General features: G+C 72.5%; 25 protein-coding genes. 14 read left to right on the top strand and 11 right to left on the bottom strand.

The genetic code is table 11. The features are described from left to right. The first annotated feature begins 7 nt into the window (after positions 1-7). Positions 8-1417 carry an LCP family protein gene (locus AB0C33_RS23690; protein ID WP_358291428.1) on the top strand — a complete coding sequence of 470 codons (1410 nt, stop codon included), beginning with the start codon at positions 8-10 and terminating at the stop codon, positions 1415-1417. Positions 1418-1493: 76 nt separating this feature from the next. Here AB0C33_RS23690 and AB0C33_RS23685 read toward each other — a convergent pair whose 3' ends face one another. Continuing rightward, positions 1494-2060, bottom strand: a complete 567-nt coding sequence (locus AB0C33_RS23685) for an NAD(P)-binding domain-containing protein (RefSeq protein WP_358291426.1) — start codon at positions 2058-2060, stop codon at positions 1494-1496. A gap of 115 nt (positions 2061-2175) precedes the next feature. Here AB0C33_RS23685 and AB0C33_RS23680 point away from each other — a divergent pair, with 115 nt between their 5' ends. Further along, positions 2176-3003, top strand: coding sequence for an alpha/beta hydrolase (locus AB0C33_RS23680; protein WP_358291424.1), 828 nt, complete (start codon positions 2176-2178; stop codon positions 3001-3003). A 152-nt stretch (positions 3004-3155) separates the two neighbouring features. Here the strand turns inward: AB0C33_RS23680 and AB0C33_RS23675 are convergent, their stop codons facing one another. Continuing rightward, positions 3156-3326 (bottom strand): DUF3073 domain-containing protein, encoded by a 171-nt coding sequence (locus AB0C33_RS23675; protein ID WP_358291422.1) that lies wholly within the window; start codon positions 3324-3326, stop codon positions 3156-3158. 86 nt (positions 3327-3412) lie between these two features. Here AB0C33_RS23675 and AB0C33_RS23670 point away from each other — a divergent pair, with 86 nt between their 5' ends. Then, complete coding sequence (locus AB0C33_RS23670; protein WP_090938046.1) at positions 3413-3745, top strand: metalloregulator ArsR/SmtB family transcription factor; 333 nt, start codon at positions 3413-3415, stop codon at positions 3743-3745. Here AB0C33_RS23670 and AB0C33_RS23665 read toward each other — a convergent pair. Further along, a complete protein-coding gene (locus tag AB0C33_RS23665) occupies positions 3738-4301 on the bottom strand; it encodes a hypothetical protein (protein WP_358291420.1) in 564 nt (187 codons plus the stop codon). The two genes, AB0C33_RS23670 and AB0C33_RS23665, sit on opposite strands and share 8 nt — an antisense overlap. 76 nt (positions 4302-4377) lie before the next feature. On the opposite strand from AB0C33_RS23665, the gene AB0C33_RS23660 reads away from it, so the two are divergent. Genes AB0C33_RS23660 through AB0C33_RS23650 form a run of 3 tightly spaced genes read left to right on the top strand, consistent with a single transcriptional unit; the run spans position 4378 to position 6731 of the window. After that, on the top strand, positions 4378-4890 hold the full coding sequence (locus AB0C33_RS23660; protein WP_357702057.1) for a PadR family transcriptional regulator: 513 nt from the start codon (positions 4378-4380) through the stop codon (positions 4888-4890). Between the two features lie 10 nt (positions 4891-4900). Continuing rightward, positions 4901-5779 carry a 1,4-dihydroxy-2-naphthoyl-CoA synthase gene (locus AB0C33_RS23655; RefSeq protein WP_352366206.1) on the top strand — a complete coding sequence of 293 codons (879 nt, stop codon included), beginning with the start codon at positions 4901-4903 and terminating at the stop codon, positions 5777-5779. Positions 5780-5813: 34 nt separating this feature from the next. Beyond that, positions 5814-6731 (top strand): aminoglycoside phosphotransferase family protein, encoded by a 918-nt coding sequence (locus AB0C33_RS23650; protein WP_358291418.1) that lies wholly within the window; start codon positions 5814-5816, stop codon positions 6729-6731. A gap of 4 nt (positions 6732-6735) precedes the next feature. On the opposite strand, the gene AB0C33_RS23645 is transcribed toward AB0C33_RS23650, so the two are convergent. After that, positions 6736-7383 carry an HPP family protein gene (locus AB0C33_RS23645; RefSeq protein ID WP_358291416.1) on the bottom strand — a complete coding sequence of 216 codons (648 nt, stop codon included), beginning with the start codon at positions 7381-7383 and terminating at the stop codon, positions 6736-6738. A gap of 12 nt (positions 7384-7395) precedes the next feature. After that, on the bottom strand, positions 7396-8256 hold the full coding sequence (locus AB0C33_RS23640; RefSeq protein ID WP_358291414.1) for an alpha/beta hydrolase: 861 nt from the start codon (positions 8254-8256) through the stop codon (positions 7396-7398). Between the two features lie 97 nt (positions 8257-8353). On the opposite strand from AB0C33_RS23640, the gene AB0C33_RS23635 reads away from it, so the two are divergent. Next, complete coding sequence (locus tag AB0C33_RS23635) at positions 8354-8875, top strand: CGNR zinc finger domain-containing protein (RefSeq protein WP_358291412.1); 522 nt, start codon at positions 8354-8356, stop codon at positions 8873-8875. A gap of 83 nt (positions 8876-8958) precedes the next feature. On the opposite strand, the gene AB0C33_RS23630 is transcribed toward AB0C33_RS23635, so the two are convergent. Beyond that, a complete protein-coding gene (locus AB0C33_RS23630) occupies positions 8959-9873 on the bottom strand; it encodes an NADP-dependent oxidoreductase (RefSeq protein ID WP_358291820.1) in 915 nt (304 codons plus the stop codon). 155 nt (positions 9874-10028) lie between these two features. Between AB0C33_RS23630 and AB0C33_RS23625 the strand changes: the two genes are divergently transcribed. The 3 genes from AB0C33_RS23625 to AB0C33_RS23615 are packed head-to-tail and all read left to right on the top strand — an operon-like array spanning position 10029 to position 17516. After that, a complete protein-coding gene (locus AB0C33_RS23625; protein ID WP_358291410.1) occupies positions 10029-10580 on the top strand; it encodes a hypothetical protein in 552 nt (183 codons plus the stop codon). Next, the gene (locus tag AB0C33_RS23620) at positions 10580-12676 is read left to right on the top strand and encodes a flotillin family protein (RefSeq protein ID WP_358291408.1); all 2097 of its coding nucleotides are present in this window, start codon (positions 10580-10582) and stop codon (positions 12674-12676) included. Before AB0C33_RS23625 ends, AB0C33_RS23620 begins: the two co-directional genes overlap by 1 nt. Before the next feature lies 1 nt (position 12677). After that, positions 12678-17516: a DNA repair ATPase gene (locus AB0C33_RS23615; protein ID WP_358291407.1), complete on the top strand. Its 4839-nt coding sequence runs from the start codon at positions 12678-12680 to the stop codon at positions 17514-17516. A 44-nt stretch (positions 17517-17560) separates the two neighbouring features. On the opposite strand, the gene AB0C33_RS23610 is transcribed toward AB0C33_RS23615, so the two are convergent. Continuing rightward, positions 17561-19228 (bottom strand): ABC-F family ATP-binding cassette domain-containing protein, encoded by a 1668-nt coding sequence (locus tag AB0C33_RS23610; RefSeq protein ID WP_358291405.1) that lies wholly within the window; start codon positions 19226-19228, stop codon positions 17561-17563. A gap of 158 nt (positions 19229-19386) precedes the next feature. Beyond that, on the bottom strand, positions 19387-19827 hold the full coding sequence (locus tag AB0C33_RS23605) for a MarR family transcriptional regulator (RefSeq protein WP_358291403.1): 441 nt from the start codon (positions 19825-19827) through the stop codon (positions 19387-19389). Positions 19828-19911: 84 nt separating this feature from the next. Here AB0C33_RS23605 and AB0C33_RS23600 point away from each other — a divergent pair, with 84 nt between their 5' ends. Then, a complete protein-coding gene (locus AB0C33_RS23600; protein WP_358291401.1) occupies positions 19912-20034 on the top strand; it encodes a hypothetical protein in 123 nt (40 codons plus the stop codon). A 38-nt stretch (positions 20035-20072) separates the two neighbouring features. On the opposite strand, the gene AB0C33_RS23595 is transcribed toward AB0C33_RS23600, so the two are convergent. Then, a complete protein-coding gene (locus tag AB0C33_RS23595) occupies positions 20073-20951 on the bottom strand; it encodes a 4-hydroxy-tetrahydrodipicolinate synthase (protein WP_358291399.1) in 879 nt (292 codons plus the stop codon). A gap of 71 nt (positions 20952-21022) precedes the next feature. Here AB0C33_RS23595 and AB0C33_RS23590 point away from each other — a divergent pair, with 71 nt between their 5' ends. Further along, on the top strand, positions 21023-21892 hold the full coding sequence (locus AB0C33_RS23590) for a LysR family transcriptional regulator (RefSeq protein ID WP_358291397.1): 870 nt from the start codon (positions 21023-21025) through the stop codon (positions 21890-21892). 31 nt (positions 21893-21923) lie between these two features. Here AB0C33_RS23590 and AB0C33_RS23585 read toward each other — a convergent pair whose 3' ends face one another. Beyond that, positions 21924-22511, bottom strand: coding sequence for a helix-turn-helix domain-containing protein (locus AB0C33_RS23585; RefSeq protein WP_358291395.1), 588 nt, complete (start codon positions 22509-22511; stop codon positions 21924-21926). Positions 22512-22597: 86 nt separating this feature from the next. On the opposite strand from AB0C33_RS23585, the gene AB0C33_RS23580 reads away from it, so the two are divergent. Continuing rightward, positions 22598-23551, top strand: coding sequence for a zinc-binding dehydrogenase (locus AB0C33_RS23580; RefSeq protein ID WP_358291393.1), 954 nt, complete (start codon positions 22598-22600; stop codon positions 23549-23551). 5 nt (positions 23552-23556) lie between these two features. Here AB0C33_RS23580 and AB0C33_RS23575 read toward each other — a convergent pair whose 3' ends face one another. Continuing rightward, positions 23557-24507, bottom strand: coding sequence for a serine hydrolase (locus AB0C33_RS23575; RefSeq protein ID WP_358291391.1), 951 nt, complete (start codon positions 24505-24507; stop codon positions 23557-23559). Positions 24508-24631: 124 nt separating this feature from the next. Between AB0C33_RS23575 and AB0C33_RS23570 the strand changes: the two genes are divergently transcribed. Next, positions 24632-25615, top strand: coding sequence for a polyprenyl synthetase family protein (locus AB0C33_RS23570; RefSeq protein WP_358291389.1), 984 nt, complete (start codon positions 24632-24634; stop codon positions 25613-25615). The last annotated feature ends 66 nt before the right edge of the window (positions 25616-25681 follow it).

The raw sequence follows: 25681 nt of genomic DNA, 5'->3' as shown, positions 1-25681 counted from the left end.
GAGTCACGTGAGCAGCGGGCTTGTCGATGCTCCGCCCTCCAGCGACCCCGGCGCCCCCAAGAGGCGCCACGGGCGCTGGCTACGCTGGGTGATCGCGATCGCGGTCGCCGTCGTCCTCCTGGTCGCCGGCGTGGCCGTCGGCGTCACCGCGAAACTCAGCGGCAACCTCAAGCGCTCCACGGTCACCAAGGAGGACCTCGGCGAGACGCGGCCCCCCAAGGTCGCCACCTCGGCGATGAACGTCCTGATCGTGGGCTCCGACCAGCGCGACGGCAAGAACGCCAGGTACGGCCGCCGCATCGCGGGCGAGCGCACCGACACGATCATGCTGGCGCACGTGTCGTCCAAGCGGGACAACGCCATGGTGATCAGCTTTCCGCGCGACTCGCTGGTCCAGCTCCCCGCCTGCCGGGCCACGGGCGGCCTGCCCGGCCAGCAGCCGCACCTGGGCATGATCAACGAGTCGTTCAACTCCGGCGGCATCGCCTGCACCTGGAAGACGATCGAGTCGCTCACCCGCATCCACATCGACCACTTCGTGAAGGTCGACTTCACCGGCTTCAAGAGCATGGTCAACGCCGTGGGCGGCGTCGAGGTCTGCCTGCCCTCCCCGGTGAACGACAAGAAGGCCCTGCTCCACCTGCCCGCCGGGCGGCAGACGCTCAACGGCGAGCAGGCGCTCGGCTACGTCCGCGCCCGCTACAGCCTCGGCGACGGCTCCGACATCGGGCGCATCCAGCGGCAGCAGATGTTCATCGCCTCGATGCTCAAGAAGGTGATGAGCGGCGAGACGCTCACCGACCCGTCCAAGCTGTTCGGCTTCCTCGACGCCGGAACCAAGTCGGTGACCGTCGACGACGACCTGTCGGTGGGCGTCATGAAGGACCTCGCCACCAGCCTCCAGGGCCTCAACGCCGGGCAGATCCGGTTCATCACCACCCCCTGGCACTATTCGCTGACCCAGCCGGGCCGGGTCGAGTGGGTGCAGCCGCAGGCCGGCCGGCTGTTCCAGATCGTCGCCAGGGACCAGAGCGTCCAGGGCGTCAAGGGCGGCCAGGCCAAGGTGGGGCGGTCGAAGATCCAGATCGAGCTGCGCAACGGCACCTACCGCGGCGGCCTCGGCACGCAGGTGGCCGCCTTCCTGGAACAGCGCGGCTACCACATCAGCAAGATCGGCGACACGGCCAGGAAGCCCCAGGCGAAGACCACGCTGCTCTACGGCCCCAACGCCGAGACGCGGGTGCCCACGCTCACCAACGACCTGCTCGCCGCCACGCCCAAGCTGGTCCCCGGCGCCCGGACGAACCACCTGGTGCTGGTGATCGGCGACGACTGGAAGGGGCTCAAGCCGCTGCGCGCCGACGACACCGAGGCGATCAAGGGCTTCGACGCCACCCACGACACCTGCGCGGCCTGATTCCGGCCCCCTCGGCTCCCCCAGGCCCGTCCCGGCTCACGCAGGGCCGGCCGGGCCCAGCCCGGCTCGGCCCGGCTCACAGGGCGTCGGCGAGCCCGCCCCCGTCGATGGCGGTGAAGCCGGCGTCCTCGATGAGCGGCACCACGGCCTTCTTGGCGGCCTCGTCGTCGCCCCAGTAGGGCATGTCGGCCCGCGGGCCGCCCCGCTGCCCGGCCGTGCCCAGGTCCAGCAGCTCGTTGGGGTATTTGGTGTTGAACGTGCGCACCAGCCGCACCTCGCGGCCGAGCACGTGCTGCTGGTACTGCGGGCTGGTGAGCCCGTCCGGCACGGCCACCACCGCCTCGGCGCCGTCGAGCCGGGTGATCGGGTTGCTGGGGTCGATGACGATCTTGCCGCCCAGCGCCGCGCCCAGCTCCTCGACCACGGTGGGGAACGCCTCCCACCACACCGCCATGACGACGACCTCGCCGAAGCGCGCCGCCTCGATCGGCGAGCCGACGCCCGACTGCCCCTCGGCGGCGGCCGCGGCCTCCTCGGCCAGGGCCGGCCGGGCGTCGCTGAAGAGCACGTCGTGACCGGCCGCCGCGAGCAGCCGGCCGAGCGGCGCGCCGAGCCGGCCCGAACCCACGATTCCTACGCGCATGTCTGGATCTCCTTGTCGGCCGATCGGCACCTGCCCATCGGCCTTCCCCGCATGCCCGGCTTTGCGCCTGCGCCGCGAGATCTTTGCCCGCCGGTGATCCCTACACTCGTCGTCCATGAACGATCCCGACGTCCACGAGCTGCGCAGGGGCAGCGCCGAGCGGGCGCACCTGCGTGCGCGCGGGCCCGAGCTGCCGCAGGTGACCGACCTGGCCGGGCCGCGCGGGCTGCCGCTGCGGCACTACCGGCCCGCGCGGGAGCGGCGGCCGCTGGTGGTGTACGTGCACGGCGGCGCGTGGGTGCTCTGCGACCTGGACACGCACGACCGGATCTGCCGCCTGCTGGCCCGCGAGTGCGACGTGGAGGTGCTAGCCGTGGACTACCGGCTGGCGCCCGAGCACCCGTACCCGGCGGCCGTCGAGGACGTCGTGGACGTGCTGCGCGAGGCCCGTCCGGTCGCGGTGGCCGGGGACAGCGCGGGCGGTTACCTGGCCACGATGGCCTGCCTGGCGCTGCGGGACGCGGGCGACCCGTCGCCCGCCGCCCAGATCCTGGTCTGCCCCAACACCGACCTCACGCTCTCCTGCCCGAGCGTGCGGGAGAAGGGCACCGGTCACGGCCTCGACGAGAGCTTCCTCGCCTGGGCCGTGCGGCAGTGGGCGCCCGATCCGGCGCGGCGCGCCGACCCGAGGCTGAGCCCGCTGCTCGTGCCCGACCTGAGCGGGATGCCCGCCACGCTGGTGGTCACCGCCGAGCACGACGCCCTCAGGGACGAGGGCGAGGCGTACGCCCGCCGGCTGGCCGAGGCGGGCGTGCCGGTCACGTGCCGCAGGGAGCCCGGCCTCACGCACGGCTTCCAGCAGAACGCCGACCCGGTGTCGCGGGCCGCCACCGGCCGCCTGCTCGCCGACGCGCGCCGCCTGCTCGAAGCGGTGACGGGCTAGCAGCCCGCCGGACCACCGTGGCCCGGCCCGCGCCCTGCGGCACGCCGCCGGGCGGGCACGGGAACACCGCCTGGAACTCGCGGCGACCGGTCAGGCGCCGGAGGCCAGGCGGCCCGAGAACGTCGCGGACGCCCCCGCGAAGCCGGCGCGCGTCATTGCGCGCGCTCGGACTCCTGCTCGGACGCCGTGGACGTGTACATCTCCTCGCGCGGCGTGTCCGCACCCAGCTCCTCGCGCAGCCGGTCGTAGTCGATGTTGTGGTTGGCGTACTTCAGCTGGCGAGCGACCTTCGTCTGCTTCGCCTTGGCTCTTCCTCGGCCCATGGCTACTCCCTAGTCCCCGCTGTCATGCTATCCAACAACGTTACGACTTGAAGAATTATGCAACTGCGCTCGATTAGTCTTGCAATATGCACGTGGAGGTCCACCAGGCCAAGGCCGACTTCTTCAGGACGCTCGGCCACCCCGCTCGCATCAGAGTGTTGGAGCTACTCCAGGAAGGTCCACTGCCCGTCAGGGACCTGCTGGCCCAGATCGACATCGAGGCGTCGAGCCTCTCACAACAGCTGGCGGTCCTGCGCAGGGCCGGGATCGTGAGCGCAATCCGCGAAGGCAGCACGGTGGTCTACACCCTGGCCACTCCCGAGCTGGCAGACCTGCTCGGGGCCGCCCGCCGCATCCTCACCGACATGCTGGCCGACCAGGGGGAGCTCCTGGCCGAGCTGCGGGCGGAGGTCACTTAGCGGCGGCCTCGGCGCGGCGCCTGACCACCTTCGGGTAACGGGCGGTGAAGACGGCGGGGACGACGAACGAGAGCACCTTGATCGCGATGACGACCGTGGTGGCGTGGGGGGTCGCGGCCAGCACGAACGTCAGCGCGACGGCGGCGAGCGTGAACGCCACCGCCCACACCGTCGTGATCACCACGTTGACGCGGCGGAACGCCTGGGTCTCCCAGATCTCCTTCGGCGCCATCGTGCGCGCGATGCCCAGCGTGAACGGCTTGCCGATGGCCAGCGAGCCCCAGGCGGTGCCGGCCAGCCAGACGTTGACCAGCGCGGGCCCGTACGGCGTGAGCGGCGAGTGCGGGGCCGCCAGGGAGAGCACCGTGAGCAGGGCGAAGAAGGCGGCGGCGCTCGTCTCGATCACGATCTCGTCCCAGGCCCGGCCGGACCGCCGGTCGATGACCACGAGGGCGAGGGCGATCACGAGGCCGGTGATGGCGCCCCAGCGCCACTCGTCACCCGTGGCGATGACCGCGTAGACGACCCAGGGGAGGAAACCGAGCAGACCGCGCATCGCGCAACTCCTTTGACATTCCTAAGTAGACATGTCGAATGTAGAACCTCCTGTGGAGATATGTCAATATAGGAATATGAGCTTGAGACACGCCGTGCTTGGTCTGCTCGCCGAGGGGCCGGCCAGCGGCTACGACCTGCTGAAGACCTTCGACGTCTCATTGTCCAACGTCTGGCCGGCCACGCAGAGCCAGCTCTACGCCGAGCTCGGCAAGCTGGCCGACGCCGGTCTCGTGAGCGTCGCGGCCGAGGGCCCCCGCGGCCGCAAGGAGTACGCGATCACCCAGGAGGGCCGGGCCGAGCTGCGCCGCTGGATCACCGAGGTCGAGCCGGTCAGGGTCGGGCGCAGCGACATGCTGCTGCGCGTGTTCTTCCTCGGTCAGGTCGATCCCGAGCAGGCCCGCGCCTACCTGCGCCGCCAGGCCGAGGTGGTGGGCAAGCACCTGGAGCACATGGAGGCCATCAAGGGCTTCGTCGAGAGCGGCCAGGACAACCTGTCGGTCTACGGCCGGCTCGCCCTGGAGTACGGCCTGCGGCTCGGCGCCGTGCAGAAGGAGTGGGCCGAGTGGGCCGAGGGGCAGATCCGTTAGGCTCGCCCCCATGGTCTCCGAGCTGTTCGATCCGAAGATGTGGCAGGTCGTCGAGGGCTTCGACTTCACCGACATCACCTACCACCGGGCCCTCGACCAGGGCACGGTGCGGGTCGCGTTCAACCGGCCCGAAGTGCGCAACGCCTTCAGGCCCCAGACGGTCGACGAGCTCTACCGGGCGCTCGACCACGCCAGGCAGGCCACCGACGTCGGCTGCGTGCTGCTCACGGGCAACGGCCCCTCGCCCAAGGACGGCGGGTGGGCCTTCTGCTCCGGCGGCGACCAGCGCATCAGGGGCAAAGACGGCTACCAGTACGCCGACGGCACCCCCGCCACCGGGCGCCTGCACATCCTGGAGGTGCAGCGCCTGATCCGCTTCATGCCCAAGATCGTGATCTGCGTGGTGCCCGGCTGGGCCGCGGGCGGCGGGCACAGCCTCCACGTCGTGGCCGACCTCACCCTGGCCAGCGCCGAGCACGCCCGCTTCAAGCAGACCGACGCCGACGTGGCCAGCTTCGACGGCGGCTTCGGCTCGGCCTACCTGGCGCGGCAGGTCGGGCAGAAGTTCGCCCGCGAGATCTTCTTCCTGGGCGACACCTACAGCGCGGCCGACGCCCACCGCATGGGCATGGTCAACGCCGTCGTCCCGCACGCGGAGCTGGAGGCCACGGCGCTGGAGTGGGCGCGCAAGGTCAACGGCAAGTCGCCCACCGCGCAGCGCATGCTGAAGTTCGCCTTCAACATGATCGACGACGGGCTCGTCGGGCAGCAGGTGTTCGCGGGCGAGGCGACGCGGCTGGCGTACATGACGGACGAGGCGGCCGAGGGGCGCGACTCCTTCCTGGAGAAGCGGGCGCCCGACTGGTCGCCCTTCCCCTGGCACTTCTAGCCGCGGGCGCCCCGGCCGGAGGCAGACTGGGGCGATGAGGATCATGGTTCCCGAGGCGTTGACCGCATCACATGTGAAGATCGACGGCGAGCGGGGGCGGGCCTGGTCGGCCGGCCTGCCCGCGCTGGCCGAGCGTTACCTGGAGGAGTGGGGGCTGCGGCTGGACGAGGGCCGCCCCATGCACGGCGTGGTCTCCCTCGTGCTGCCCGTCGTACGGGAGGACGGCACCAGGGCGGCGCTCAAGCTCCAGCCCGTCACCGACGAGAACGCCACCGAGGCGCCCGGCCTGCGCACGTGGGCCGGGAAGGGCTCGGTCCTGCTGCTCGACGACGACCCCGAGACCGGCACCCTGCTGCTGGAACGCCTCGACTCCGGCCGCCCGCTGTCGGCCGTCCCGGACGACACCGAGGCGCTGATGATCCTGACCGGGTTGCTGGGCCGGTTGACCGCCTTCCCCGCCCCGCCGGGGCTGCGCCGGTTGGGCGACATCGCCGCGCAGATGCTGGCCGACGTCGACCGCGCGACCGCCGCGCTGCCCCGCGAGCAGGACAGGTACTGGCTGCGCTGGTGCGCCGACGCGGTCGCCGAGCTCGTCGCCGAGCCGGGCGACCGGCTGCTGCACTGGGACCTGCACTACGACAACGTGCTGGCCGCCGAGCGGGAGCCGTGGCTGGCCATCGACCCCAAGCCGCTGGCCGGCGACCCCGGGTTCGACCTGTGGCCCGCCCTGGACAACCGCTGGGACGCCGTCGTCGCCACCGGCGACCCGATCAGGGGCGTGCTGCGGCGGTTCGACCTGATGGTGGACGGGCTGGGCCTCGACCCCGCCAGGGCGGCCGGCTGGACCCTCGGCCGGATCCTGCAGAACGCCCTGTGGGACGTCGAGGACGGCGAGCACGAGCTCGACGAGACCGCCCTGGTGATCGCCGAGGCCGTGCGCCACCGGCAGTGACGGTTCACCGCCAGTAGGCGGGATATCTGTGGCCCGGCAGCGCCCGTCCGAGCGCCACCCCGGCGGCGATCACCACGACGCTCGCGACCAGGACCGGGTCGAGCAGGTACACCGGGTCGGGGGCGGTGAGCCCGATCAGCGCCGCCGTGGCCCCGGCCGGCGGGTGAGGGGCCCGCAGCAGCAGCATCGGGGCCGTGGAGAGCGCCGCCGCGGCGACCGCCGTCCACACCGAGGGGCCGGTGAGGGCGGTGAGCGCCAGGGCGAGCGCGGTGGCGCTCAGGTGGCCGAGGAGGATGCTGCGCGGCTGGGCGAACGGCGCGGCGGGCGCCAGGGCCACGATCCCGGCGGTGGCGGCGAACGGCAGCGCGAACAGCTCCATGCCGGTGAGGCCGGCCAGCAGGGCCAGTAACGACAGTCCGGCCAGCGCCGCCGCGGTGGCCAGGGCCACCGCCCTGCCGGACGGACGGGCGGGCGCCCCCGACGTCCCGGCCCACCCCCACCTCCGGGTGGGCGGCGGCCCGGCCGTCGGGCCCGCCGCGCGCCCGTGGGGGGCGGGCGCGCGGCGGGAGCCCAGGGATCGGTGCGTGTGGACGGCCGCGGCGGACAGGCCGGGGCGGGCCGTGGTGTTCCCGCGGCGGCGGGGCTGGGGCATCGGAGGCTCCCGTCAGTCGGAGAGGCGGCGGAGGAAGTCGCGGACCAGCGCGGCGATCTGCCGGCCACGGGTCTCCAGGGCGAAGTGGCCCGCGTCGATGAGCTGGATCTCGGCGCGCTTGGTGTCCCGGTCGAAGGCGAGGGCGCCGTCGGGGCCGAAGATCTCGTCGTGCCGCCCCCACACGGCCAGCACCGGCGGCTGGTGCGTGCGCAGGTACTCCTGCCACTGCGGGTAGAGGCCCGGGTTGCGGCCGTAGTCCACGAAGAGGGCGAGCTGGACGGCGTGGTTGCCGGGCCGGTCGAGGCGGGCCTGGTCGAGGGCCGCCTTGTCGGGGTTGACCATGGCGGCGTCGGGGACGCCGTGCGTGTACTGCCAGTGGGTGGCCTCGGGGGTGAGCAGGCCGAGCAGCGCGGAGGTGTTCTCCTCGGAGGGGTCGGCCCACGCCTTGCGCAGCGGCTCCCAGAACGGCGTCAGACCCTCCTCGTACGCGTTGCCGTTCTGGGTGACGATGCCGGTGATGCGCTCCGGGTGCCGGACGGCGAGGCGGAAGCCGACGGGGGCGCCGTAGTCGTGCACGTAGAGCGCGTACTTGGTGACGCCCAGGGTGTCCAGGAGGCTGTCCACCACGTCGGCCAGGTGGTCGAAGCTGTACTCCCACTCCTCAGCCGCGGGGGCCGAGCTGTGACCGAAGCCCGGGTAGTCCGGCGCGATCAGATGGAACTCGTCCGCCAGGTCGGCGATCAGCTCCTGGTAGGCCACCGACGAGGTCGGGAACCCGTGCAGCAGCACCAGCGTGGGCGCCGACGGGTCACCGGCCTCCCGGTAGAACACGTCGAGGCCGGCCACCACAGCGGTGCGGTACCGAACAGTCATCTCATCCTCCAGCTATAACCGGCTAAATCCGTTTTGCTGGTTAAGTGATAGCATGGCGATCAGTAACCGGTCAAATCGCTTTGGGGGGTTAGAGGCAGTGAGGATACGGCCGCTTCGCGACGAGCCCATGGCGCTCGACCTGGTCGACACCGTCTGGGTGGAGCACGGCGCCCTGCTCGACCAGTTCGACGACCTGGAAGGCGTGCGCTCCTGGCTCGGCGACCACGGCCTGCCGGGCGAGGACGATCTGGAGCGGGTGCGCGACCGGCTCGTCCGGACGCGGGACGCGCTGCGCGGCTCGCTCGAAGGCCGGGGGCACGACGCGCTCAACGCGGTGCTCGCCGAGGGCTCGACCAGGCCGCGGGTGGACGCCGACGGGCCGCGCGAGACCGTCGTGGTGAGCGATCCGGCCTGGGAGGCGGCCTGGACGGCGGCCGCCGACTTCGTCCGGCTCCTGCGCGAACGTCCCGAACGGCTGCGCAAGTGCGCGAACCCGGCCTGTGTCCTGTGGTTCCTCGACGTGAGCAAGAACGGCAGCCGCAGGTGGTGCTCGATGGAGGTGTGCGGCAACCGCGCGAAGGCGGGCCGGTTCAACCAGCGCCACAAGAACACCGTCTGAACCGCGAAGGCGGGCCGGCTCGGCCGACGCCGCAGGAACGCCGTCCGAACCGGCCCGCCCGGAATGCGAGGGAGCGGCGGACCTCAGTCCGTCACCAGGACGACCTTCCCCCGGCCGTGGCCGGTCTCGATCTCGCGGTGGGCGTCGGCGGCCTCCTCCAGCCGGTACGTCCGCCGCACCGGGAAGGCGAAGCGGCCCTCGGCGTACAGGGCGGCGTACCGGCCGAGCCGTTCGGCCGTGCGCTCGCCCTGGACGACCTTGACGCCCAGCTCGGCCGCCCGGCCGTGCTCGACCAGCGTGACGATGCGCCCGCGGTCGGCGACCAGGACGAGCGAGACCTCCAGGGCGTGGCCGCCGGCGCCGTCGAGGGCCGCGTGCACGCCGCCGGGGGCGAGCGCGCGGACCCGGTCGGCGAGCCCGTCACCGTAGGCGACCGGGATCGCGCCGAGGTCGCGCAGGTGGTCGTGGTTGGCCTGGCGGGCGGTGCCGATCACCGTGGCGCCGCGCATGCGGGCGATCTGCACGGCCGCCGTGCCCACGGACCCGGCCGCGCCGTGCACGAGCAGCGTCTCGCCGGCGCCGACCGCCAGGGCGTCGAGGGCCAGCTCGGCCGTCTGCACGCCGGAGGTCAGCCCGCCGGCCACCTCCCAGGGCGTCCCGGCGGGCTTGGGAGCCACATCGGCCGCCGGGACCACGATGTACTCGGCGTAGGCGAACAGGCGCGAGAAGCCCAGCACCTCGTCCCCGGCCGACACCCCGGCGACCCCGTCGCCCACCTGGTCGACCACGCCGGCGAACTCGTTGCCCGGGATGCGCGGCCACGGCACGTCCCCCATGTACGGCGGCAGCCACCCCGCCCGTACGGCCGCGTCGAACGGCTGCACGCCGGCCGCCCGCACGCGGACGCGCACCTGTCCCGGGCCCGCCTGCGGCGCGGGCACCTCCATCACCTTCAGCACCTCGGGGCCGCCCGGCTCGGCGAACGCCGCCGCCCTCATCACGTCAGTCATGCCGTCGAGCGTGCTACCTCAACCGCCCTTGAGGTCAAGTCGGCTAACTTTCGATATGAAGTCGGGAACTTTCCGCTTTAGTCGCGCTTTATATGTATATAGTCCGTCAGGACACACCGGGGGATGGGGCAAACCGAGGGCTGATGACCGAGTTCTTCCACGCCGCTCTGGGCTTTCCGACCGTCATTTTCACTTTCCTCCTCGCGGCGGTCCTGGCTTATTGGCTGGCCGTCATCGCGGGCCTGCTGGACCTCGACCACGACGCGCCATGGCTGGGATTCGGGGGCGTCCCCGCCGGGATCGTCATCTCCCTGCTGGTCGCGGTCGCGTGGCTGCTGAGTCTGGTCGGCGGCCAGGTGCTGCCGGACGCCGCGCTGGCCGCCGTGCCCTTCGCCGCGGCGGCGGGCGGCTGGCTCGCCACGCGCGCCCTGATCGGGCCGCTGCGCAGGGCTTTCCAGGACGGCGGGCAGCACTCGCGCGGCGACCTCGTGGGCCGCCCGTGCGTCATCCGCACCGGTGCCGCCACCCCCGACTTCGGCCAGGCCGAGGTCACCGCCGAGGACGGCTCGACCGCGGTCGTCCAGGTCCGGACGACCGGACGGGACCGCCTGGGCCGCGGCGACAAAGCACTCATCTTCGAATACGACAAAGACGGCGAATTCTTCTGGGTCATGCCCTACGAAAGCGAGATCTGATGGACGTCATCTCCACGGGCTTCGGCGTATTTCTCGCCGTCGTCCTGGTCATCGTGATTGGCCTGCTGGTCATCATCGGCCGCCTTTTCCGCAAGGTGGAACAGGGCAAGGCGCTGATCGTGTCGAAGGTCAACAAGGTGGACGTGACGTTCACCGGCGCCATCGTGCTGCCGGTCGTCCACAAGGCCGAGACCATGGACATCTCGGTGAAGACCATCGAGATCACGCGTACCGGCCGTGAGGGGCTGATCTGCCGGGACAACATCAGGGCCGACATCAAGATCACGTTCTTCGTCCGGGTGAACAAGACCGCCGAGGACGTCATCAAGGTCGCCCAGGCCATCGGCACCGCGCGGGCCAGCGACGAGAACACCCTCCAGGAGCTGTTCAGCGCCAAGTTCTCCGAGGCGCTGAAGACGGCCGGCAAGCACCTCGACTTCGTCGACCTCTACACCAAGCGGGACGAGTTCCGCGACGAGATCATCCGGCTCATCGGCACCGACCTGAACGGCTACAGCCTCGAAGACGCCGCCATCGACTACCTGGAGCAGACCGCGCTCACCCAGCTCGACTCCAGCAACATCCTGGACGCCCAGGGCATCAGGAAGATCACCGAGCTGACCGCGCTGGAGCACGTACGGACCAACGAGTTCCAGCGGGCCGAGGAGAAGGAGATCACCCGCCAGAACGTGGACGCCCGCGAGGCCATCCTGGAGCTCCAGCGCCGCCAGGCCGACGCCGAGCTCAAGCAGCGCCGCGAAATCGAGACCGTCAAGGCCCGCGAGGAGGCGGAGATCGCCCGCGTGCAGGCCGAGGAGCGGCTGCGCGCGCAGACGGCCGGCATCAAGACCGACGAGCAGATCGGTGTGCAGCGGGAGAACCAGGCCCGCGAGGTGGCGGTCGCCGAGAAGAACCGCGAGCGGGTGATCGCGATCGAGAGCGAGCGCATCGAGAAGGACCGCCTGCTGGAGGTCATCGCCCGCGAGCGGGAGACCGAGCTGTCGCGCATCGCCAAGGACAAGGAGGTCGAGACCGAGAAGCGGTCGATCGCCGAGGTCATCCGGGAGCGCATCGCGGTCGACAAGACGGTGGCCGAGCAGGAGGAGAGCATCAAGCGGCTGCGGGTGGTCGAGGAGGCCGAGCGCACCCGTCAGCAGGTGATCATCGCGGCCGAGGCCGAGGCGCAGGAGAACCTGGTCAAGGACATCAAGGCGGCCGAGGCCGCCGAGGCGGCCTCGAAGTTCAAGGCCCGCGAGGAGCTGGTGCTGGCCGAGGCCCGGCAGCAGGCCGCCGAGCTGGAGGCGCGGGCCAAGATCCGGCTCGCGGAGGGCGTGCAGGCCGAGTCCGCCGCGGCCGGGCTGGCGCAGGTGCAGGTCAAGGAGCGCGACGCGGACGCCATCGAGAAGGTCGGCCGCGCCGAGGCCCTGTCCCTGGGCGAGAGGCTGCGGGCCGAGGCCGAGGGCGCGCGGGCCATGGCGCTGATCGAGGGCGACCGGCTCAAGGCGCAGGCCGAGGGCGAGCAGGCCATGGCGCTGGCCGGCGCGACCGCGATCGGCGAGAAGCTGAAGGCCGAGGCCGAGGGCCTGACCCAGAAGGCCGCCGCGATGGCCGCCCTGGACGAGGCCAGCCGGGGCCACGAGGAGTACCGCCTGCGCCTGGAGGCCGACAAGGAGATCAGGCTCAAGCACATCGACGTCACCCGCCAGGTGGCCGAGTCGCAGGCCAGCGTGCTGGCGGCGGGGCTGGCCAAGGCCAACATCGACATCGTCGGCGGCGACACGATGTTCTTCGACAAGGTGGTCGGCTCGATCACCACGGGCAAGGCGGTGGACGGCTTCGTCGGCCACTCGACCGTGGCCGGGGCGCTCGCCGCGCCGTACCTCAACGGGACGGCCAGCCTGGCGGCGGACATCGCGAGCGTGGTCGGCGGGGTGCGCACCGAGGACATCAAGAACCTGACCGTCTCGGCCCTGCTCATGCGGCTCATCCAGGACGGCGGCCCGCAGTCGACGGCGCTCGGCGAGCTGCTGGAGACCGCGCGCCGGCTGGGCGTGGCCGACTCCCCCGTGGCCGCGCTGGCGGCGGCGAAGGGCTGACGTGAGCACCACCGAGCTGGAAGCCGGGACCTACGAGGTTCTGCGGAACCGTCTCCAGGCGCAGGCCAAGGCCCTCGCGGTGGCGGCGGAGGAGGTCAACGGGCAGCGGCTGCGCGTCTTCGGCGGCGCGGAGCTGCGCCTGCTCGGCACCGAGCGGATCAGGACCGAGAACAACTGCGTCCCGAGGGACATCGTCTCGCTGGGCGAGGTGATGTTGTTCGGCTACAACGTCTTCATCGGGCTCAAGCCGGAGACGACCGTGGCCGACGTGTTCGCCGTGCACCGCTTCACCAGGGACGGGGACGCGTTCACGTTCGAGACGGGGAAGCTGGAGACGCTGGAGGAGCCGGCGTTCAGGAAGGACTTCGCCGAGCTGTACCGGTACTACAAGGAGACCAGGCTCCAGCAGCTGCGCCGGGTCGAGGGCAAGCTGCTGGCGGTGTTCCGGACGGGCCCGGCGGACACGCGGGTGCTCAGGTGGACGGTCAGCAACGGCGGTGTCCCGAAATATCTGGATAACAGGGGGGAGCGGGACCACGTCTTCCCCCCGTCCCACGACTTCGAGTGGACGCCGACCACCCGCGACGACCACGTCCTCGGCCGCCATCCGCACATCTCCATCGAGGGCGAGGTCTTCGTCGAGACGATCGGCGGCGACCTCACCATCAAGGTCGAGAACAACACCGAGACCGGCGCGGGCGTCTACTCCGAGCCGGTCACCGAACGCCTCCAGTCGCTGGCCGACGCCGACGTCGAGTACGCCAGGGTCGGGCCGCTCGTCCTCATGCGGATCAGGCCGTACAAGGAGCCGGACTGGCGGCATCTGGTGTTCAACACCCGTACCAAGGCGGTGACCAGGCTCGACGGCATCGGCCAGTCCTGCCAGCGGCTGCCCGAGGACCAGGGGCTGATCTTCCCGGGCGGCTACTACCTGGCCACCGGGATCAGCAAGACCTTCGACACGGACGTGGCGGACCTGGAGTTCGAGCGGGTCGTGCGCTCGCCCAACGGCGAGGACGTCCTGTACGTCTTCCACGCCCGCGGCGACGGCCGCTCGTTGCTGCTGCCGTACAACGTGATCAGGAAGGAGGTGGCCAACCCCATCGTCTGCCACGGGTACTCCCTGTTCGACGACGGCACGATGGTGGTCTTCCGCGCCCTCTCCGAGGAGCCGACCCGGGTCCATCCGATGCAGGTGTGGCAGACGCCGTACGTGTCCGACACCTACGCCGCCGCCCAGCCCGCCGGGACCGGTCCCCTGGAGCGCATCGGCAACGCCGAGCTGGTGCGCGGCATCTCCGACTGCCTGTCCGTGGCCCGCATGGTCGAGGAGATGGCGGCGTCGGAGGCCACGTTCGAGGCGCTGATCGCCGCCTGCACCCGCGCCGCCGACTCCTACCACTGGCTCGGCGAGCACGGGCTCGCCGAGCCGCTCGCCGACATGCGCGCCACCGCCGAGCAGGTGCTCGACGAGTACGAGAACGTCGAGCAGCTCACCCGCCAGGCCGCCGACGCCCTGGCCGCGGCCGCCGAGGAGACCGCCCACCTGGTACGCGCGGCCGCCGCCGACACCCCCGCCACCGCCGACGCCTGGGTCACCACGCTGGCCGGACTGCGCAGGCAGCAGGGCCGCCTGGTGACCCTGCGCGACGTCCGCTACCTGGACCTCGCCCGCCTGGACGCGCTGTCCGCCGCCGTGACCGCGGAGCTGGCCGCGACCGGCCGGCGCGCGGTCGCCTTCCTGGAGGGCGCGGAGGCGTTCACCGCCTACCACGTGGCGGTCGAACGGCTGGCCGCCGACGCTGCCGCGATCGCGACCGTGGCCGAGGCCGCGCCCGTCGCCGACCGGCTGGCCGAGCAGGCGGAGGGCCTGGAGGTGGTGACGGAGGTCGTCGGCTCGCTGGAGATCGCCGACGCCACGGTCCGCACGTCGATCCTGGGCCGGATCGCCGAGGTGCTGGCCGGGGTGAACCGGGCGCGGGCCGTGCTCGACGGGCGGCGGCGCGAGCTGCTCGGCTCGGAGGGGCGCGCGGCCTTCGCCGCCGAGTTCGCCCTGTTCGGGCAGGCCGTCTCGGGGGCGCTGGCGATGGCCGACACGCCGGACAAGTGCGACGAGCAGCTCGGCCGCCTGATGCTCCAGGTGGAGAACCTGGAGGCGCGGTTCGGCGAGTTCGACGACTTCGCCGCCCAGCTCGCGGGCAAGCGGGACGAGGTCTACGAGGCGTTCTCGGCCAGGAAGCAGACCCAGCTCGACGGCCTGGCCCGGCGGGCCGACCGGGTCTTCGCCTCGGCCGAGCGCATCCTGGGCAGCGTGACCAGGCGGCTGGCGTCGCTGGGGTCGATGGACGAGGTCAACACGTACTTCGCCACTGATCCGATGGTCGGCAGGGTCCGTACGGCGGCGGCCGAGCTGCGCTCCCTGGGCGACGCCGTCCGGGCCGAGGAGCTGGACGGCCGGGTCAAGGCGGCCCAGCAGGAGGCCGGCCGCGCCCTGCGGGACCGGCTGGACCTGTTCACCGACGGCGGCGAGACGCTGCGCCTCGGCCGTCACCTGTTCGCCGTCAACACCCAGCCGATCGACCTGACGCTGGTCCCGCACGACGGCGAGATGCACTTCGCGATCACGGGCACCGACTACCGCGCGCCCGTGCCGGCGTCGTTCGCCGACACGCGGCCGTTCTGGGAGCAGCTGCTGGTGTCGGAGACGCCGGAGATGTACCGGGCCGAGCACCTGGCCGCCTCGCTCCTGGACTCCGCGGAGCCCGGCGCTCCCCTGGCCGACCTGGTACGCCAGGCCGCCGAGCAGCGCTACGACGAGGGCTACGAGCGCGGCGTGCACGACCACGACGCGATCCTCGTCCTGGAGAGCCTGGTCCGCCTGCGCGAGGGCGCCGGCCTGCTGCGCTACCCGCCCGAGGCCCGCGCGGCGGCGCAGCTCTTCTGGGCCTTCGGCACGGACGAGGTTTCACGTAAAACATTGGCCACCAGGGCCGCCTCCCTGGTCCGCGCCCGCGCGGTCTTCGGCCGGACGCCCGCCCTGGAGGCGCTGGCCGCCGAGCTCGGCGGCCGGATCGCCGCCTTCTCCCCCGGCCAGGACACCGCCCACGACACCGCCCACGACACCGGCCAGGACACCGCGCGGAGCACGGCCGCGCTGGCCGGCGAGTACCTGGTCGAGGAGCTGGGCGCGACGCCGTCGGGCTTCGTGACCGGCAAGGCGGCGCGCGACCTCCTCGACGGCTTCAGGCAGGCGCTCGGCCCGGCCAGGACCCGCGAGTTCGAGGAGGAGCTGGCCGCGCTCCCCCTGCCCGAGCGGCTGCAGCTCGCCCACGCCTGGATCGGCGCCTACCGGCAGGGCCCCGAGGTGGCCGAGGCCGTCGCCGTGCTCCTGTGCGACCTGCCGCGGCACGACTCCGGCGCCGCCGTCGAGGAGACCGTCGAGGGGCTGCTCGGCGCGCATCCGCGCGTGCAGGACCGCAGGCTGCGGGTCAGGCTCGACGAGCTGCTGACCAGGGCGCGCGCCTTCAGGCAGGACCGGGTCCCGGCCTACCGGGCCTACCAGCGCCGCCGCAACGAGCTGATCGAGCAGGAACGCCGCCGGTTGCGCCTGGAGGAGTACCGGCCCAAGGTCATGAGCGCGTTCGTCCGCAACCGGCTGCTGGACGAGGTCTACCTGCCGCTGATCGGCGACAACCTGGCCAAGCAGCTCGGCGCGGCGGGCGCGGGCAAGCGCACCGACCAGATGGGCCTGCTGCTGCTCATCTCACCGCCCGGCTACGGCAAGACCACGCTGATGGAGTACGTCGCCAGCCGCCTCGGCCTGGTCTTCGTCAAGGTGAACGGCCCGGCGCTCGGCCACGGCGTCACCTCGCTCGACCCGGCCGACGCGCCCGACGCCACGGCCAGGCAGGAGGTCGAGAAGATCTCCTTCGCGCTGGAGAGCGGCAACAACACCCTGCTCTACCTGGACGACATCCAGCACACCTCGCCGGAGCTGCTGCAGAAGTTCATCTCGCTGTGCGACGCCCAGCGCCGCATCGAGGGCGTCTGGAACGGCCGGACCCGCACGTACGACCTGCGCGGGAAGCGCTTCGCGGTGTGCATGGCGGGCAACCCGTACACCGAGTCCGGGCAGCGCTTCCGCATCCCGGACATGCTGGCCAACCGCGCCGACGTGTGGAACCTGGGCGACGTGCTCTCCGGCAAGGACGAGCTGTTCGCGCTGAGCTACGTGGACAACGCGCTGACCTCCAACCCGGTGCTCGCCCCCCTCTCGGGCCGCGACCGGGCCGACGTCGAGCTCCTGGTGCGCCTGGCCAAGGGCGACCCGGCCGTCCGGCCTGACCAGCTCCGGCACCCGTACGGCAAGGCCGAGCTGGAGCAGGTGCTCGGCGTGCTGGGCAAGCTGGTGCGGGCGCAGGAGGTGGTGCTGGCCAACAACGCGGCCTACATCGCGTCGGCGTCCCAGGCGGAGGCGTCCAGGACCGAGCCGCCGTACCGGTTGCAGGGGTCGTACCGGAACATGAACAAGCTGGCCGAGCGCATCGTGCCCGCCATGAACGACGAGGAGCTGGAGGCGGTGATCGACGACCACTACCTGGGCGAGGCGCAGACCCTCACCCAGGACGCCGAGGCCAACCTGCTCAAGCTGGCCGAGCTGCGCGGCCGCCTCACCGCCGCCCAGGCGGCGCGCTGGGCGGAGATCAAGGCGGCCTTCCTCCGGGCCAGGGCGCTCGGCGGCTCCGGCGACGACCCGATGACCAGGGCCGTGGGCGCCCTCGGCCTCCTCGCCGACCGGGTGAGCGAGGTGGGCACGGCCATCAGGGAGTCGGACCGCTGACCGCGCCCGTCAGGCCCGATCCCTGAGGGGAGCGGGCCCGGCCCTCAGCGGGCCCGCTCGCTGGGCGGGGCGGGTGCGAGCTCCAGGTGGGTGCCGGTGAAGGCGGCGCGCAGGCGGCGGTCGTGGGTGACGACCACCAGCGCGCCCTCGTAGTGGGCCAGCGCCTCCTCAAGCTGCTCCACCAGCATCGGCGACAGGTGGTTGGTCGGCTCGTCGAGCAGCAGCAGGTCCACCGGTTCTGTGACCAGGCGGGCCAGCTCGACCCGGCGGCGCTGCCCGTACGAGAGGTCGGCCAGTCGCCGCCGCAGGTCGTTCGGCCGGAACAGGCCCAGGCCGAGCAGCCGGTCGGCCTGCTCGTCGGGGCTGCCCGTCCGTCCCTCGGCGAAGGCCGCGAGGACGGTACGGTCCAGCCGGGCCGCCCGGTCCTCCTGACGCAGCAGACCGGCCCGTCCGGTCCGGCGCACGGTCCCCTCGTCGGGACGCAGCTCGCCGGCCAGCACCCGCATGAGCGTGGTCTTGCCCGCGCCGTTCGGCCCGGTGACGAGCAGCCGCTCCCCCCGCCGTACGGCGAGCCCGTCGATCCGCAGCCGCCCCGCCACCCGCACCCCGTCGAGCACGACCACCATGGACCGCCCCGCCCCGAACACGTCGGCCGGGACGCCCGCGCCCTCCGGGTGATCCGGCGGGAGCGCGTCGGCGGGGGGCGGGGTGGTGATGGCGGCGGTGAAGCGGAGCGGCACGGGAGGCGGCGGCACCGCGTGCTCTTCGAGCCATCGCAGCCGCGCGTGCGACTGCCGGACGCGTCCGGCGGCGCCGTGCGTACGCGACCGCGCCCGCCACGCGCCGGTGCCCATCCCGGCCTTGGCCATCCCGCGCGGGATGGCCGCCATCCGCCCCGCGTTGGCCGCCACCAGCCCGGCGTGCCGGGCCAGCTCGGACCGCCACTCCTCGTGGGCCCGCACGTGCGCGGCCCGTTCGGCGGCCTTGGCCGCGAGGTAGCCCGAGTAGCCGTCGCCGTAGCGGCGCACCCGCCCGCCGGAGACCTCCAGGATCACCGTGGTGACCCGGTCGAGGAACGTCCGGTCGTGGCTGATCGCGACGACCGTGCCGCGGTGCTCGCGCAGGTGCTGTTCGAGCCAGGCGACGGCCTGGTCGTCCAGGTCGTTGGTCGGCTCGTCGAGCAGCAGCAGCTCAGGCGCGGCGGCCAGCGTCGCGGCCAGGGCGAGCCTGGACCGCTCGCCGCCCGACATCGTCGCGACCGGACGGTCCCGGTCCAGGCCGGGCAGGCCCAGGCCGTGCAGCGCGACGTCCACCCGGGTGTCGGCCTCGTAGCCGCCGCGCGCCTCGAACTCGGCGACGGCGGCGGCGTAGGCGTCCAGGTCGGTGCCGGCGAGCGCGCGCATGCGCGCCTCGATCTCGCGCAGCTCGGCCAGGGCCAGATCGACGACGTCGGCCACGGTGGCGTGCGGCGGCAGCTCCAGCGACTGCGGCAGGTGCCCCACGCCGCCGGGCGCGACCACGGTCAGCTCGCCGTTGTCCGGACGCTCGACGCCCGCCATGAGCCTGAGCAGCGTGGACTTGCCCGAGCCGTTGTCGCCGATCACCCCGGCCTTCTCGCCGGGCCGGACGGTGAGCGACACCCGGTCCAGGACGATTCGGGTGTCGTAACGCTTGGTGATCTCGTTCAGTGCCAATTGGGCAGCGGTACGCATAGAGGCTCCACCTCCTTGTCTCAACGCGGACATGACCGGTACGAGGCGCGGCGGAGCGGTCGGCTCAACGCGTATGCGCCTCGGGCGTGAGAATCACAGGAAGCAGTAACCCATATCGGCGGACACCGTAGCCCATAAGCGGGATTGTGTACAGCCCTTTATTCGGTGCGCAGCGACGTGGTGGCCTCCCGTTGCAGGGCCGTGGACCGCCGGAGGAAGTCGACGATCAGGGCCAGCTCGTCGTCGGTGTAGCGGTCGTACAGGCCGGACATGGCGGCCACGAACGGCTCGAACAGCTCGCCGAAGCCGGCCAGCCGCTCCCAGTTGATCTCGACGATGACCCGGCGGCGGTCTTTGGTGTCGCGCACCCTGCGGACCAGCCATTTGGCCTCCAGCCGGTCGATCAGCCCGCTGACGGAGGCCGGGGCGAGGCCCGTGTGCTGGGACAGCTCCCCGGCGGTCAGCGGCCCGAGGCGCTGGAGCAGGTCGAGCGTCTTCTCCTCGGTCATCCCCAGGCCCAGCCGCTCGCCCATGGCGCTGTGGTACATGACCGCGGCGTTGCTGCTCTCCCGGCCCGCCTCGACCAGTTCGTCCAACAATTTCTTTCGATGCTCCGAAATATCCCTGGACATCCCGCCACCCGCGCTCATATATTTCGTTCGATCGAACGAAAGGATACCAGCATGAAGGCTCTGATCATAGGCTGCGGGATCGGCGGGCCCGTCACGGCGATGGCCCTTCAGGCGGCCGGCATCGACGCCGAGATCCACGAGGCGTACCCGCGGGGCGCCGAGAACGTCGGCTGATGCTGCCGATGTTCCTGAAGCGCGGCGCGAGCCAGGAGTCACTGGCCTGGATGTACCGCCACCAGGTCGGCCTGTGACACCGCGGCGGCGGAGGCGGGCAGCAGCGGCAGCCGCACGTCCGGCGTCGGGATGAGGCCCCTGGCGTGCAGGACGCCCTTGATCACGGTCGGGTTGGGCTCGGCGAAGAGCGCGCGGGAGACGTGGGCCAGCCGGTGCCCGAGCGGACGCGCGGTGGCCACGTCGCCGGCCAGCCAGGCGTCGACCAGCTCGACGAAGCTCCTGGTCAGCACGTGCGCCGAGGCCAGGATGCCGCCGGTGGCGCCGAGCGCGAGCAGCGGCGAGACGAACGCGTCGTCGCCGCCCAGCACCTCGAAGCCGTCGGGCAGGTCCGCGAGCAGGTCCACCGTGTCCTGGTCGATGCCGCCGGCGGCGTACTTGACGCCCGCGATGTTCGGGTGCTCCCCGACGGCCCGCAGCGTCGCGGCGCCCACGGCCTGCCCGGTCCGGTAGGGGATGTGGTAGATCACCAGCGGCACGGGTGACGCCTCGGCCAACGCCTCGAAGTGCGCGATCACGCCGCGCTCGCCGGGCCGCAGGAAGTACGGCACGGTCACCAGGGCCGCGTCCACCCCGGCGGGCAGGTCGCGCAGCGCCGCGGCGGTCGTGCGGGTGTCGTTCCCGGTCACGCCGACGGTCAGCAGCGCCCGGCGCTCGGCGCACACGCGTACGCAGGTCTCGACCACCAGGGCCCGCTCGCCGGGGTCGAGGGCGGCCACCTCGGCCGTCGTCCCCAGCGCCACCAGACCGGCCGCGCCCTCGTCGAGCATCTGCCGGGCGAGCTTCTCGACCGCGTCGGCGGCCACCTCCCCCGACGACGTGAACGGCGTGACCAGCGGTACGTGGATTCCTCTCAGCATGCTCCGAGCCTGCCGCCCGCAGACCTGTTAGGTCCAGTTCGGATTTCTTCGTTCGAGCTTAAGATGGACTTATGCTCGATCCACGCAAGCTCCACCTGCTCCGCGAGCTGGCCAGGCGCGGCACGATCACCGCCGTGGCCGAGGCGGTCACGTTCACCCCCTCGGCGGTCTCGCAGCAGCTCAGCGCCCTGGAACGGGAGGCGGGCGTGCCGCTGTTGGAACGCACCGGGCGCACAGTCACGCTCACCCCGGCCGGGCTGCTGCTGGTCGAGCACGCGCAGGCCGTCCTGGAACAGCTCGAACGCGCCTCGGCCGCGCTCGCCGCGGCCCGGGGCGGGCCGTCGGGGCCCCTGCGGATCGGCGCGTTCCCGACGGCCACCCGCGTGCTGCTGCCGCCCGCGCTCGCCCGCCTCGCCGCGGACTGTCCGGGGCTGGAGCCGATGGTGGCCGAGATCGACCCCGCCGACGTCTCGGCGGCGCTGCGGGCGGGCGAGCTCGACGTCGCCCTCGTGCACGAGTACGACTTCGTGCCCCCGGTCACCGACGCCTCCATCGAGACCGAGCCGCTGTTCACCGAGCCGATGTACCTGACCGACCGGGCCCGCGTCCTCGACGCCCGCGACGACCCGTGGATCATGGGCAAGCCGGGCACGCTCTGCCACACCATGGCGATCAGGGCCTGCCAGGCGGCCGGGTTCGAGCCCAGGGTCCGGCACCACATCGACGACTTCGACACCGTGCTCGCCTTCGCCGCCGCCGGTCAGGGCGTCGCGCTCGTGCCCAGGCTGGCGGCGCTCACCCCGCCGGACGGCGTCTCGCTGACCCGCCTGCCCCTGAGCCGCCGCACGCGGGCGGCCTTCCGCCGCGGCTACGGCGACCACCCGGCGGTCCGCGCGGCCGTCGCCGCCTTCCACACCGCCGCCACCACCCTCCCCCTCTGACGGCCCCTCCGGCGCCCGCCGGTCTTGAGGTCTACGGGGCGGGCCGGCCGAGCAGGCCCTCGGCGAGGGCGGCGAAGCTGCGGGCGAGCCGCGCGCTGTCCCCCGCCCGCAACCGGCTCGCGATCGGCTCCATGTGCAGTGACCCGAGCAGCAGGTGCGCGATCTCGTCCGCGTCCACGTCGGGGCGGCCCTCGGTGATCAGAGCGGTGACGTGCCGGTGCCAGCCGGTGTAGATCGGGTTGGTCTCCCGGGGCTCGGATCTGCTGGTCGCGACCGCGTGCTCGTGCGCGGCCACCAGGTTGCCGTTGCGCGCCGCCAGCTCGGCCACCGCGCCCAGGAAGGCGACCAGCCGCTCGACGGGCGGCGCTCCGGGGCCGAGCGGCGGCGGGCCCTCGGCCACCGCCTTGTCCAGCTCGCGGGCCCGCTCGCTCATCAGCTCCCGCATCAGCCCGGTACGGCTGCCGAACCGGTGGAACACCGTCCCCTTGCCCACGCCGGCGGCCACCGCCACCCGCTCGACGGAGACCTGCTCGGGCGGGTGGCGGCGGAGCAGCTCCTCCGCCGCCCGCAGGATCGCCCGCCTGTTGCGCGCGGCGTCGGCCCGCTCTTGACGTTCCATCCGGTCATTGTTGCCCATGGACAAACTTGACCAGCGGTCCATATATTAACTGGACCAACGGTTCAGATAGAGAGACGGGAACAACCATGCGCGCCATCCAGCTCGACACCCTCGGCGGCCCCGAGACCCTGCGGCCGGTGGACCTGCCCCGCCCGCGCCCCGAGGCGGGCCAGGTCCTCCTCCGCGCACAGGCGATCGGCGTCAGCTACGCCGAGACGCGGATCCGCTCGGGCGCGCTGCCGTTCCCGCTGCCGCTGCCCGTCGTGCCCGGGGCGGAAGCGGTCGGCGAGGTCGTCGAGACCGGCGAGGGAGTGGACGACGGCCTGCTCGGCACCGTACGCGTGGGGGTGACCGGCGGCCTGGGCGCCTACGCCGAGTACGTGGCCATGCCCGCGGCCCTGACCTGCCCCGTCCCCGAGGACGTGACGCCCCTGGAGGCCCTGGCCGGGGCCGCGCCCGGCGCGATCGCCCTCGCCCTGCTGCACCGGGCGCGGCTCGGCGGCGGGGAGACCGTGCTGGTCGAGGCGGGCGCCGGCACGATCGGCGGCTACCTGGTCGCGCACGCCAAGGAGTTCGGGGCGGCCCGGGTGATCGCCACCGCGGGCTCGCCGGCCAAGCGGCAGCGGGCCCTCGACCTGGGCGCCGACCAGGCCCTGGACCACGGCGACCCGACCTGGCCGGACGCGCTGCCGGACGTCGACGTGGCCTTCGAGTCGATCGGCGGCGCGTCGGCCCGGCGGGTGCTCGAACGGCTCGTGCCCGGCGCCGGGCGGATGTTGTTCTACGGCATGCTGAGCGGCGAGCCCGCCGCCGTCACGGCCGCCGACCTGATGGAACGCGGCGTGACCGTCGTCGGCTGCGGCGGCCCCGGCTGGGCCGGCCAGGTGTTCGGCACGCACTATCCCGAGATGCTGGCCCGGCTCGGCTCAGGACGCAGCCGCGCCGTCGTCCACGAGACCCTGCCGCTGGCCGAGGCGGCGCAGGCCCACCGCCTGCTGGAGTCGCACGCGGTCACGGGCCGCGTCCTGCTGGTGCCGTGACCGGCTCAGCGGTCGAGGACGGCGTCCAGCACGGCCGTGGCGCTGACCTGCTCGGCGTTGTAGTCGCCGGCCGTCACCGCGACGACCAGCTCCTCGCCGGGCAGCACGAGCAGCCGCTGGCCGCCGTTCCCGATGGCCTCGGTCCACGGCCGGTCGCCGGTGCTCACGTACCACTGGTAGCCGTAGCGGAAGTCGCCGTCGATGACGACGCGGGGCCGCGTCATCTCGCGCACCCACTGCTCGGGGACGATGCCCAGCCCGCCGCCGAGCACCAGCCGGCCGAGCGCGGCCAGGTCGAGGGGCCGCAGCCGCAGCCCGGCCGCGGCCATCGCCACGCCGTCCATCCCCTTGACCCACTCGGTCCTGGTGATCCCGAGCGGCTCGAACAGCGCCTTGGCGGCGTACTCCTCAAGCGGCTCGCCCGCCCCCCGCGCGATGAGCCCGCCGAGCAGGGCCGCGGTGCCACCGCAGTACAGCCACCGCTTCCCGGCCTCCTCGACCACCGGACGTTCCAGGACGAACCGGTACCGGTCAGGAGCGAGCTCCATCGCGATCTCGCTGTTGGCCGGGCTCGTGTACGGCAGGTCCTCGTTCCAGTCGATCCCGAGCGTCATGGTGAGCGCGTGCGCGACGGTGAGGTGCGCCCGGCCCGGATCAGCCACCAGGTCCGGATATTCGGGGAACTGCTCCACCAGCCTGGCGTCCGGCGGCGGCACCAGCCCGTCGCGCAGGGCCACGCCGTACAGCAGCGCGACCACGCTCTTGGTGACCGACCGCACGTCGTGCAGCGTGTCGCGGTCGAAGACGGCGTGCCGGGGGTCCTCGCCGATCCGCTCGTCGACGCCCGCGCCGTAGTGCTCGACGACGACCTCGCCGCCCCGCATGACCACGACCCCGTGCAGATTGGGCGCCGTGCCGGCCTTCAGGACCGCCTCGACCCGCTCCGCCATTCCCATGATGTCCTCCTAAGCCCGGGGGACATCCTGTCGTACCCGCTCCCACGATGTCAGGGTCAAGGGCTGAGAGCGTCCTCAGCGTCTCTCAGGAGGGGCACAGCGGCGCGGGAGCAGGCTTGGTCCCATGGAGCAACTCGTGAACAGCCCCGCCGTCAGCCCGGGTCTGCGCAAGGTCGAGGCCAGGATCAGGCGGCTCAGCGGCTCGTCCGCGCTGCCGGGGATCAACGCGGGCGCCGGGCGGATCGTCAGCGCCGGAGGCAAGCGGTTGCGTCCGGCCCTGACGCTGGCGACCTCGCTCGCCCTCGGCAAGGCCCCCGACCGCCGGGTGATCACGGCCGCCGCGTGCGTGGAGCTGATCCACGCCGGCTCGCTCGTGCACGACGACCTCATGGACCGGGCGACCGAGCGGCGCGGCACCCGTACGCTCAACGCCGAGCTGGGCGAGGGCAAAGCCCTGGTGATCGGCGACTTCATGCTGGCCAGGGCGGGTCTGGCGGCCATCACCGCGGTGTCCAGGCCGGTCGCCGAGGTGCTCGCGGCCACCGTGGTGGAGCTGGCCGAGGGCCAGTACCTGGAGACGAGCGACCTGTTCAACCCGGCCAGGACCAGGGAGAGCGCGCTGCGTTCGATCACCGGCAAGACCGCCGCGCTGTTCCGGGCCGGCTGCCTGGTGGCGGCCGTCTGCGCGCGGGCTTCGACCGAGGACCGGGCGCGCGTGGCGGCGTACGGCGAGAAGTTCGGGCTGATCTTCCAGGTGCTGGACGACCTGCTCGACCTGACCGCCTCCAGCGCCCAGCTCGGCAAGCCGGCCGGCAACGACCTGCGGCAGGGCGTCTACAGCCTGCCGCTGCTCCTTTCCGGCACCGATCTCGGCGACCTGCTCGGCCGCGACATGAGCGACGAGCAGGTGGACGAGGCGCTGCGCCGGCTGCGCGCGGGCGACCTGGTGCCCAACACGCTGGAGTTCTGCCGCGGGCTGGCCTCGGACGCGCTGGCCGCCCTCCCGGTGATCCACGACAGGGAGATCGCGGCCCTGCTGTACGGCCTCCCGACGGCCTACATCGACCACGTCGCGGAGGTGTCGTCGCAGTTGACGGGCGTCAGTTGAGATTTGTTGGAACAATTGGTAGGAATCTCCTCCACAACCCGGCGAATCGCGCTAATACTGGAGTCA

The sequence above is a fragment of the Nonomuraea sp. NPDC048881 genome (assembly GCF_040649795.1).
GTDB lineage: Bacteria > Actinomycetota > Actinomycetes > Streptosporangiales > Streptosporangiaceae > Nonomuraea.
This window is presented reverse-complemented; position numbering and strand designations above follow the sequence as displayed.